Here is a 9,755-nt window from a genome sequence, read left to right on the forward strand (position 1 = left end):
GTTCTATTCAAGAAGCATTGATACAATACTATTTAAATCATCATCATTATAGTATTCTATCTCTATTTTACCTTTTTTCTTTCCTTTAGAAATATTCACCTTTGTTCCAAATATATTTCTAAGTTTATCTTCAACATCTAAAATAAATACATCCTTAGGTTTAGATTTTTTAGGTTCTTCTTGTTTATTTTCAGATATTTTTTTAGCTATATTTTCGACTTCTCTTACAGAAAGTTCTTCTTCTTCTATTTTTTTCGCTATTTGAAGTTGCAAATCTTTATCTGCAATTCTCAATAAAGCCTTACCATGGCCTGCTGTAATTCTACCACTGTCTATCATTTCTATAACATCTTGTCCAAGATTTAAAAGTCTTAGTGTATTAGTTATATGAGGTCTACTCTTCCCAACAGCTTCTGATATTTCTTCCTGAGTTACATTGTAATGCTCTATTAAACTCTTATATGCTAGAGCCTCTTCTATTGAATTTAAATCTTCCCTCTGTAAGTTTTCAATTAAGGCTATCTCCATTATATCTTTCATATCTATATCTTTAATTATAGCAGGTATTTGATTTTTATTTGCAAGTTTTGATGCTCTAAATCTTCTTTCTCCAGCTATTATCATATATTTATTATTTTCATCCATTTTAACCACTATTGGCTGTAAAACACCATAATTTTTTATAGAGTCAGACAATACTTTTATCTTTTCTTCATCAAATTGCTTTCTAGGTTGAACTTCGTTTGGATATATTTTGTCTATATCTATGTTGACTATTTCTTTTTCTGAAGTTTCTCCTTTAATTTCTGGTATCAATGCACTAAGACCTCTACCTAATCTATTACTTCTTTTAGACTTATTCTCCATACTACCATTCCTCCTCTTCTAAATCTATAAATTCTTCTGCTAGCTCCAAATAAGCTACAGACCCTCTACATCTTTTATCATAATAAATTACAGGTTTTCCATGACTTGGAGCTTCTGCAAGTCTTACATTTCTTGGAATTAAAGTTGTATATACACTACCTTTAAAGTATTTCTTAACTTCTTCAACTACTTGTATTGATAAATTAGCTCTTCCATCAAACATACTTAAAACAACACCTTGAATTTCTATATCAGCATTTAATCTTGATTTTACTAATTTTATAGTCTCCATTAATTGACTAACACCTTCTAAAGCATAATATTCACATTGTATTGGAATTAAAACACTATCTACAGCAGTTAAACAATTTATTGTAAGCATCCCCAGTGAGGGTGGACAATCTAAAAATATATAATCATATTCATCTATTACCGCTTTTATGGAATTTTTTAAAATATACTCTCTATTAGTTTTAGATGTAAGCTCTATCTCTGCACCTGATAGTTCAGTAGCTGATGGAACTACATCTATATTCTCAAATTCAGTACTTATTATTGCTTCTTTAATATGTAACCCATCTAACATAATTTCATAGATTGTATTTTCTACTTCGTTTTTATTAATACCATATCCACTAGTTGTATTTCCTTGTGGGTCTAAATCTAATACTAATATTTTCTTTCCCAAAGTTCCTAAGCTAGCACTTAAATTTACATTTGTTGTAGTTTTCCCGACTCCACCCTTTTGATTGAATACAGCTATAACTTTGCCCATGATGTTCCCCCCTTTAAGAATTAAATTAATTTTAAATGTTGAATAGGTGTTTTTTAAGTATAAATAATGTCTATAAATCAGTTTATATTACAAGGCTTATATTACAAAAAAAGATTACTGGTAAGCAGTAATCTCTATTTTTTAGGGATTTTTACAACAACTTCCATATAATCTCCCTTATCTATTTCATTATACTTAGCATCAATTCCTGTATTTGATATAGCATCAAAGGCCTGCTTTATAGTATTTATGTAAATTCTTATACTCATAGCACCCTTTATATTCTGTTTTTTATCAGGCTCTTCTTGAACTTTAGTTTCTTCTAATACATCTTGTATCAATTTTTCTGTTTTTTTAACAGTCAATTCATTTTTTATGACTTTGTCTAACACACTTTGCATTAAATCTTCACTTGGTAGTTTAAGAAATGCTCTAGCATGTCTTTCTGTTAAATTATTCTCTATTAGCTTCATTTTTATATCGTTTGGAAGCTTTAATATTCTAAGCTTATTTGCTACAGTAGATTGATTTTTGCCCAATTTTTCTGCTAATTGCTGTTGAGTAAAAGCATGTTCTTTTATTAAGTTTTCATAACCAATTGCTTCTTCAATGAAATTTAAGTCTTCTCGTTGCAAATTTTCTAATAACGCTAGAACAGCAGAAGATTCATCGTTCATATTATTTATAATTGCTGGTATGGTTTTAAGTTCTGCTAATTTAGCTGCTCTTAATCTTCTTTCTCCTGCAATTAGTTCATATTTGCCATCTTTTGCTCTAACTGTTATAGGTTGAATTATACCATATACCTTTATAGAATTGCTCAATTCCTCCAATGAAACTTGTGAAAATATTTTTCTTGGTTGATATGGATTTGGAACTACATCTTCTATAGGTATCTCCATAACTCTTTTATCTTCCATAACATACCTCTCTTATTTTAGATATAAATTATTTTTGTTCTCTATATGTACATACAAATTTATTTCTGCATCTACTTTAATAATTCCTTTATTTTTGTTTTTTTACAGTAAGCTTAATTATTTCCTGAGAAATAATTAAGCTTACCAATAATAAATTTTTCATTACTTAATAGGATTTTTGGCTGGTTTACCAGCTTTTCTAGGGTACTTAACTGGTGTTTCCATCACTTTTTTAAAAACTAATATATTATGATTTAAATCTACCTCTGGTAACTCTACATCTATTTTTTCAATATACTCCAATCCTAAAACATCAATAGCCTTTTGTGATTCTTCTAGCTCTAAATTAGCATTCGGACCTTTTAAGCAAATAAAATACCCTCCAACTTTTACAAATGGTACACAAAATTCCATAAGAATCGGTAATCCAGCAACAGCTCTTGCCGTAGCAACATCATATTTTTCCCTATAGTCTTCATTTTTACCAAAATCTTCAGCTCTTCCATGTATAAATGTAATATTATCTAACTCTAGTACTCTACTAACTTCCTCTAAAAAGTTTATTCTTTTATTTAACGAATCTAACAAAGTAAGTTCTAAGCTATCTAAACATATTTTCAATGGTATTCCAGGAAAACCAGCACCTGTACCAACATCTATTATAGACATCCCATTTTTTATATATCCATTCTTTACAGCTGAAATAGAGTCTAAAAAATGTTTTATATACACTTCTTTTTCATCTTCTATTCCAGTAAGATTCATCTTTTTATTCCAGTCAACTAATATCTCTCTATAGATTTTAAATTTTTCTAACATACTGTCATTCGTATCTATATTAAAACCTTCAATCCCGTTTTTCAGAAGTTCTATATTATTCACCTTTGCCACCTCTAGTTCTTCTGATTTGTTCTAGGTATATAAGTAAAACTGATATATCAGCTGGAGAAACACCAGATATACGAGATGCTTGCCCTATTGAAATAGGTTTTATATCATCTAGTTTCTGTCTAGCCTCTAATCTAAGACCTTCTATAGATGAATAATTTATTTTCTCATCCAGCTTTTTATTCTCAAGTTTTTTAAATTGGTCTATTTGTTTCAATTGTTTCTCTATATAACCTTCATATTTAGTTATTATTACACACTGTTCTTTAACTTCTCTTGAAACATCATCTCCAGCGCCTTTCCCTAATTCTTCAAGCAATTCGTAAGTAACCTCTGGTCTCTTTAAAAATTCATATAGAGATATTCCAACCTTTATTGGTGTTGCTCCTTTTTCTTCTAACAAACTATTTACTTCTTTTGGTGTAACTCTTTCATTTTTTAGTCTTTCAAATTCTTTCTCTACAGCAGCCTTTTTATTTAGAAACCTTTCATATCTATCTTTTTTAACTAATCCTATATCATAACCTTTTTGAGTTAATCTCATATCTGCATTATCTTGTCTTAAATATAGTCGATATTCTGCTCTTGATGTCATCATTCTGTAAGGCTCGTTAGTTCCTTTAGTAACAAGGTCATCTAATAAGACACCTATATAAGCTTCTGAACGGTCTAATACAAATGGCTCTTTTCCTTCTATCTTTCTAACTGCATTTATACCAGCCATAAGCCCTTGAGCTGCTGCTTCCTCGTATCCAGAAGTTCCATTAAATTGCCCTGCACTAAATAAGTTCTCAACACCCTTTATTTCCAAACTTATTTTTAGTTGAGTTGGGTCAACACAATCATATTCAATAGCATATGCAGGTCTCATTATCTTACAATTTTCAAGTCCTTTTATAGTTTTGTACATATCTAATTGAACTTCAAAAGGTAAACTAGTTGAAATTCCTTGTATATACATTTCTTTAGTATTTAACCCTTCTGGTTCTATAAATAATTGATGTGATGTTTTATCACTAAATCTTACTACTTTATCTTCTATAGAAGGACAGTATCTTGGACCAGTACTTTCTATTACTCCACTATACATAGCAGACCTTTTTAAATTATCCAGTATAACTTTTTGAGTTTCTTCTGTAGTTCTTGTTAAATAACAAGGTTCTTGTTTTTTTTCTATATTTTCATTCATAAATGAGAATGGAGTTACTTTTTCATCACCCTCTTGTAAAGACATTACAGAGAAGTCTATACTATCTCTATGAACTCTTGCTGGAGTTCCCGTCTTAAATCTTCTCATTCTAAGGCCAAGCTCAACTAAGCTATCTGTAAGATATTTTGCATACCCCAATGCATTAGGACCTTCATAAAATGCAACTTCACCCATATATATCTTTGAGTTCAGATAAACTCCAGTGGCCAATATTACAGCTTTAGATTTAAATGAACATCCTAGTTTAGTTCCAACTCCTATTACAACATTTCCTTCATGAAGTATTTCTACAACTTCATCCATAGCTATATCAAGATTTGGCTCATCTTCTAATGTCTTTTTCATTTCTTCATGATATTTAAATTTATCTGCTTGTGCTCTTAAAGAGTGTACCGCTGGACCTTTGGCAGTATTTAACATTCTACTTTGTATATATGTCTTGTCTATATTTAATCCCATCTGACCGCCTAAGGCATCTATTTCTTTAACTAATTGACCTTTACCAGTCCCTCCAATTGATGGATTACAAGGCATTAATGCTATGGAATCCAAAGACATTGTTATTATCAAAGTTTTATATCCCATTCTTGCAGTAGCCAAAGCAGCTTCACATCCAGCATGTCCTGCTCCGACTACTATAACATCATATTTTCCTGCTTCAAACTTTATCATTTATAATTCCTTTCTTTTCAAAATTAATGTTTCATGAGAAACACTTCAAATTTTTTAAAAATCTCTATAATAAAAACAAGTTTACTTTTGTACATTACTTACCAATACAGAAATTATGGAATATATTATCTAGTAAATCCTCTGTTACTGTATCACCATTAATATATCCAAGATAGTCCCATATATTTTTTAAATCGACTTCTACAAAGTCAAATGGCATACTTTGTTCCAAAGCAATTAAAGCATCTGTTGCAGATTTATATGCTTTACTAAGTGCATCTTTATGTCTTGAATTTGTTACTACTAAACTAGAATTATTTTTGATACTACCTTTATATACCATAGACTCTATTTTATCTTGCAATTCTTCTATTCCTTCTTGTTGTAAAGCTGATATTTTTATTATACTATTATTTTCTACATATTTAAGTATTTTTTCTTCTTCAATCTCTTGTTTCAAATCATTCTTATTTAACAGCACTATTGTTTGTTTATCCTTAAGTTTTTCTAATATCTCTATATCTTCTTCTGACAACTTTCTAGATGCATCTAAAACCATTACTATCAAATCTGCACTAGTAAATGATTCTTTAGACTTTTCAACACCTATTTTTTCAACAATATCATCAGTATCTCTTATACCTGCTGTGTCAACAATTTTTAAAGGTATACCTTTTATGTTTACAAACTCTTCTATAACATCTCTAGTAGTTCCTGGTATATCAGTAACTATTGCTCTATTCTCTCCTAAAATAGAATTAAGTAGTGAAGATTTACCTACATTTGGTTTCCCAACAATTACCGTCTTTAAGCCTTCTCTAAGTATTTTTCCACTTTCAGCTGTATCATATAATTTTTTAATGTCTTTTTTAAGTTCATCAGTTTTTTCTTTAAGAGTTTGATATGTTATATGCTCAATATCTTCCTCAGGATAATCTATAGCAACTTCTACATGAGCTAATATCTCAGTGACTTTATCTCTCAATTCTCTTATCTTCTTTGATAAAGAACCTTCTAATTGATTTTGAGCAACTTCATGAGCTATATCAGTTTTGGCTTTTATAACATCAATTACAGCCTCTGCTTGAGATAAATCTATTCTTCCATTTAAGAATGCTCTTTTAGTAAACTCACCAGCCTCTGCTAATCTAACATCTTTTGATAGTATTAATTCTAATATCTTCTTTACCGAAATAAATCCACCATGGCAATTAATTTCTATAACATCTTCTCCTGTATAGGAATTTGGTCCTTTCATATATGCCAATAAAACTTCATCAATTATATTTTCATTATCCACTATATTTCCATATATTAATGTTCTCTTATTGTATTCTTCAATACTCTTTCCAGACATAGATTTAAAGATTTCTTCTGCAACCTTCAAAGCTTTTTCTCCACTTATTCTAAGTATACCTATACCACCTTCTCCAGGTGCTGTAGCTATTGCTGCAATTGTATCATCTATAAACAAATTTATCACCTCTTAATTCATAATTTTTTACATATAGATTTACATTTAACCAATCATTAATGATTTAATAATATTAAAAAATAAAACCCCCTAATGTTTAGGAGGTTGACTTTATCTTTTACACTCAATTACTAATCTTCTATATGGATCGGTTCCTTCACTATATGTAATTACATATTTGTCATTTTGAAGAGCTGAATGTATTATTCTTCTCTCATATGGATTCATATAATCTAATTTTTTAGTTTTTCTTGTTTTCGCTACTTCTCTAGCAACTTTATTAGCATATCTTATTAAAGATTCTTCTCGTTTTGATCTATAATTTTCTATATCTACAAGTACTCTTGTATGAGAATCTTTATTTATTTTATTAAGAGCTAATCCAGTCAAAAATTGAATAGAATCTAAAGTTTCCCCTCTTCTACCAATTAAACTTGCAGCTTCTTTGCCTTCAATATCAACCATGATTAAATTATCTTTTTGAGATACATTGACTTTGGCATCAACATTTGCATTTTTCAACATTACCTCTATAAAATTTTTAGCTACATCTACTTCCCTCTCGATAACAAAAATTTCATAAGTACCATCTTTAGCACCTATAAAACCTAAAAACCCTTTACTTGGATTTTCAAGTATTTCTACTTCTATATCCTCTGCTTTTAAATTCAACTCTGCTATAGCTTTACTTATAGCTTCCTCTTTACTCTTACTTTTTATTAATTTTAGGCTTTTTCTCATTAACTTTTTCCTCCTTAGAGTTAGCAGCCAGTTTAGCTTTTAAAGGATTCATTATTAAGTAATATTGAGCTATTGAGAATAAGTTACTTACTGTCCAGTACAATGTAAGTCCTGCTGGGAATATAAATCCCCAATAGAAAGACATACCTGCCATTACATATGTCATTACTTTCATAGAGCCTTGTAACTGATCTTTTGGTGTCATTACTTTTTGCATGACATATGCACTTGCTCCTGAAAATACTGCTAATACATAATCTGGTGATGTTAAGCTTTTTATCCATAAAAACCCATTGTCAGCTGCTAAAAATGCAGCTTTGTTTGCAAAAACGCCATGAGCAACTGGTTCTCTCAAAACGCTAAATAATCCTATTAATATAGGAAACTGTATTAATAAAGGTAAACAACCAGATAGTGGATTAATTTTAGCTTCTCCATATAACTTAACAATTTCTTCATTTTGTTTTTCTGGCTTATTTTTATATTTTTCTTGTATCTCTTTTATACGAGGTTGTATATCTTGCATTGCCTTTGTTGACTTAGTCTGCTTAATTGTTAATGGTAATAAAATAATCTTTACAAGTATCGTAAAAAGTATTATAGAAATACCATAATGATTAACAAATTCAAATATTACCTTAAGAATCAATCCTAAGAAATTTCCTATTATATTCAATTTTTTTATACCTCCTAATAGTTACTCTCTTTTATTTTAGAGGGTCGTAACCTCCTGGATGAAAAGGATGACATTTTAAAATTCTTCTTATCGTTAAATACATACCTTTTACAAATCCATATTTCTTAAACGCCTCTATTGAATATTGTGAGCAAGTTGGATAAAATCTACAGGTAGGTCCCTTTAAGGGAGATATATACTTTTGATAAAATCTCACTAAATAAATACATAAATTCGATAAATACTTACTTATTTCCTTTAATATATAAATTATTTTATTCAAAGTCATTAACCTCCATATTTATAGCATACAATTAAATAGAAATATCCGTTCTTTTAACTAAATTTTTTATAGACTTGTCTATGTCTTTAAAAGTAGCATCCTTACTAGATACCCTTGCTATAAATACTATATCATATCCAGGCTTAATTTTTTCATCAATATTTAATCTGTAGGCTTCTTTTATTAATCTTCTTACTCTATTCCTAGTAATAGCTTTTCCTACTTTTTTTGAAACAGAAATACCTACTCTACTATAATCTGATTTATTTTTAAGTATATATATTACTAAATATTTGTTTGCAAAAGATTTGCCGTGTTTATATACTTTTCTAAAATCAGAGTCTTTTTTCAACCCTTTAGTCCTATTAAAGTCCATAGTTAACCTCCATAAACACAGCTATGAATTGTAATTATTTACACAAAAAGGCCACCTTTGCAGCGGCCCTTTTGTAATTAATGAGTTAATCTATTTCTTCCTTTAGCTCTTCTTCTCTTTAACACGTTTCTTCCGTTAGACGTCTTCATTCTTTTTCTGAAACCATGTTCTTTACTTCTTTGTCTCTTTTTTGGTTGATAAGTTCTTTTACTCATTATTTTGCACCGCCTTTCAGATTTTATTTTCCGTTTATAAAAATAATAACTTTACCCTCAAAGTAAACATAACACATATAATTATAAATACTTTTACTACTGTTGTCAACGAGTTTTTGGGACGCTTATATCACAAAATCTACCATATATATATTATGTATTTTTTTTATTGAAAATACTAGTAAAAATCTATTTAATTTTATTCTAAATTATTTTTTTCAATTATATACACAAATAAAGTAATTTTAACATGTTTATATTTTTATCAACAATTAGTTAATATTGTGGATAAATTAGTTACAAATCATTGAAGTTTGACATATATTTTGATATTATAAATATACTTGTTGATAATGTGCATAAATGTTATCAACTTATTAGAAATTATTCACAGCTTGTGGATACTTTTGTGTATAACTTTTAAGATTACTGACAATACTCTAGTTATAATCACCATTTATTGTATGTTTATGTTATTTATAACTTTATCTACATATTGTTTATATCTTTTCATATTTTTTTAATAATTTATACTATTATTAATTTATCAACACCATTATCCATAAATTTAGTTATTCTGTAAAATTTATATATATTTTTGCTTTTCTGTTAATAACTTTGTGGAAAATATTAATTATTCTGTTCGGAGGTTTATATT

At 28.8% G+C, this 9,755-nt stretch carries 11 protein-coding genes; all 11 read right to left on the reverse strand.

Translation table 11 applies throughout. The annotated features are described in order from the left end of the window. Positions 1–3 precede the first annotated feature (3 nt). On the reverse strand, positions 4–867 hold the full coding sequence (locus CDIF1296T_RS19075; protein ID WP_003429290.1) for a ParB/RepB/Spo0J family partition protein: 864 nt from the start codon (positions 865–867) through the stop codon (positions 4–6). Position 868: 1 nt separating this feature from the next. Continuing rightward, positions 869–1,642 carry a ParA family protein gene (locus CDIF1296T_RS19080; RefSeq protein WP_009898851.1) on the reverse strand — a complete coding sequence of 258 codons (774 nt, stop codon included), beginning with the start codon at positions 1,640–1,642 and terminating at the stop codon, positions 869–871. 134 nt (positions 1,643–1,776) lie between these two features. Further along, a complete protein-coding gene (gene noc / locus CDIF1296T_RS19085; protein WP_003429292.1) occupies positions 1,777–2,562 on the reverse strand; it encodes a nucleoid occlusion protein in 786 nt (261 codons plus the stop codon). Between the two features lie 162 nt (positions 2,563–2,724). Beyond that, positions 2,725–3,444 carry a 16S rRNA (guanine(527)-N(7))-methyltransferase RsmG gene (gene rsmG / locus CDIF1296T_RS19090; RefSeq protein ID WP_003434241.1) on the reverse strand — a complete coding sequence of 240 codons (720 nt, stop codon included), beginning with the start codon at positions 3,442–3,444 and terminating at the stop codon, positions 2,725–2,727. After that, a complete protein-coding gene (mnmG, locus tag CDIF1296T_RS19095) occupies positions 3,437–5,332 on the reverse strand; it encodes a tRNA uridine-5-carboxymethylaminomethyl(34) synthesis enzyme MnmG (protein WP_009898858.1) in 1,896 nt (631 codons plus the stop codon). The genes rsmG and mnmG overlap by 8 nt, the downstream gene beginning before the upstream one ends. 94 nt (positions 5,333–5,426) lie before the next feature. Then, on the reverse strand, positions 5,427–6,806 hold the full coding sequence (mnmE, locus tag CDIF1296T_RS19100) for a tRNA uridine-5-carboxymethylaminomethyl(34) synthesis GTPase MnmE (protein ID WP_009898860.1): 1,380 nt from the start codon (positions 6,804–6,806) through the stop codon (positions 5,427–5,429). A gap of 111 nt (positions 6,807–6,917) precedes the next feature. Next, positions 6,918–7,547: an RNA-binding cell elongation regulator Jag/EloR gene (gene jag, locus CDIF1296T_RS19105; RefSeq protein WP_003434235.1), complete on the reverse strand. Its 630-nt coding sequence runs from the start codon at positions 7,545–7,547 to the stop codon at positions 6,918–6,920. Beyond that, on the reverse strand, positions 7,516–8,223 hold the full coding sequence (locus CDIF1296T_RS19110; protein WP_003429300.1) for a YidC/Oxa1 family membrane protein insertase: 708 nt from the start codon (positions 8,221–8,223) through the stop codon (positions 7,516–7,518). Before CDIF1296T_RS19110 ends, jag begins: the two co-directional genes overlap by 32 nt. Positions 8,224–8,254: 31 nt before the next feature. Next, complete coding sequence (yidD, locus tag CDIF1296T_RS19115; RefSeq protein WP_003434233.1) at positions 8,255–8,506, reverse strand: membrane protein insertion efficiency factor YidD; 252 nt, start codon at positions 8,504–8,506, stop codon at positions 8,255–8,257. A 31-nt stretch (positions 8,507–8,537) separates the two neighbouring features. Then, the gene (rnpA, locus tag CDIF1296T_RS19120; protein ID WP_003429302.1) at positions 8,538–8,882 is read right to left on the reverse strand and encodes a ribonuclease P protein component; all 345 of its coding nucleotides are present in this window, start codon (positions 8,880–8,882) and stop codon (positions 8,538–8,540) included. 77 nt (positions 8,883–8,959) lie between these two features. Beyond that, on the reverse strand, positions 8,960–9,097 hold the full coding sequence (rpmH, locus tag CDIF1296T_RS19125) for a 50S ribosomal protein L34 (protein ID WP_003420485.1): 138 nt from the start codon (positions 9,095–9,097) through the stop codon (positions 8,960–8,962). Positions 9,098–9,755 lie beyond the last annotated feature (658 nt).

This window comes from Clostridioides difficile ATCC 9689 = DSM 1296 (genome assembly GCF_001077535.1).
In the GTDB taxonomy this organism is placed as follows: Bacteria; Bacillota; Clostridia; order Peptostreptococcales; family Peptostreptococcaceae; genus Clostridioides; species Clostridioides difficile.

What these genes read in the sequence shown, in the direction of transcription:
- CDIF1296T_RS19080 (WP_009898851.1), bottom strand. Translation starts at nt 1,642, where the DNA reads ATGGGCAAAGTTATAGCTGTATTCAATCAAAAGGGTGGAGTCGGGAAA.
- rpmH (WP_003420485.1), bottom strand. Translation starts at nt 9,097, where the DNA reads ATGAGTAAAAGAACTTATCAACCAAAAAAGAGACAAAGAAGTAAAGAA.
- jag (WP_003434235.1), bottom strand. Translation starts at nt 7,547, where the DNA reads ATGAGAAAAAGCCTAAAATTAATAAAAAGTAAGAGTAAAGAGGAAGCT.
- mnmG (WP_009898858.1), bottom strand. Translation starts at nt 5,332, where the DNA reads ATGATAAAGTTTGAAGCAGGAAAATATGATGTTATAGTAGTCGGAGCA.
- noc (WP_003429292.1), bottom strand. Translation starts at nt 2,562, where the DNA reads ATGGAAGATAAAAGAGTTATGGAGATACCTATAGAAGATGTAGTTCCA.
- CDIF1296T_RS19075 (WP_003429290.1), bottom strand. Translation starts at nt 867, where the DNA reads ATGGAGAATAAGTCTAAAAGAAGTAATAGATTAGGTAGAGGTCTTAGT.
- rnpA (WP_003429302.1), bottom strand. Translation starts at nt 8,882, where the DNA reads ATGGACTTTAATAGGACTAAAGGGTTGAAAAAAGACTCTGATTTTAGA.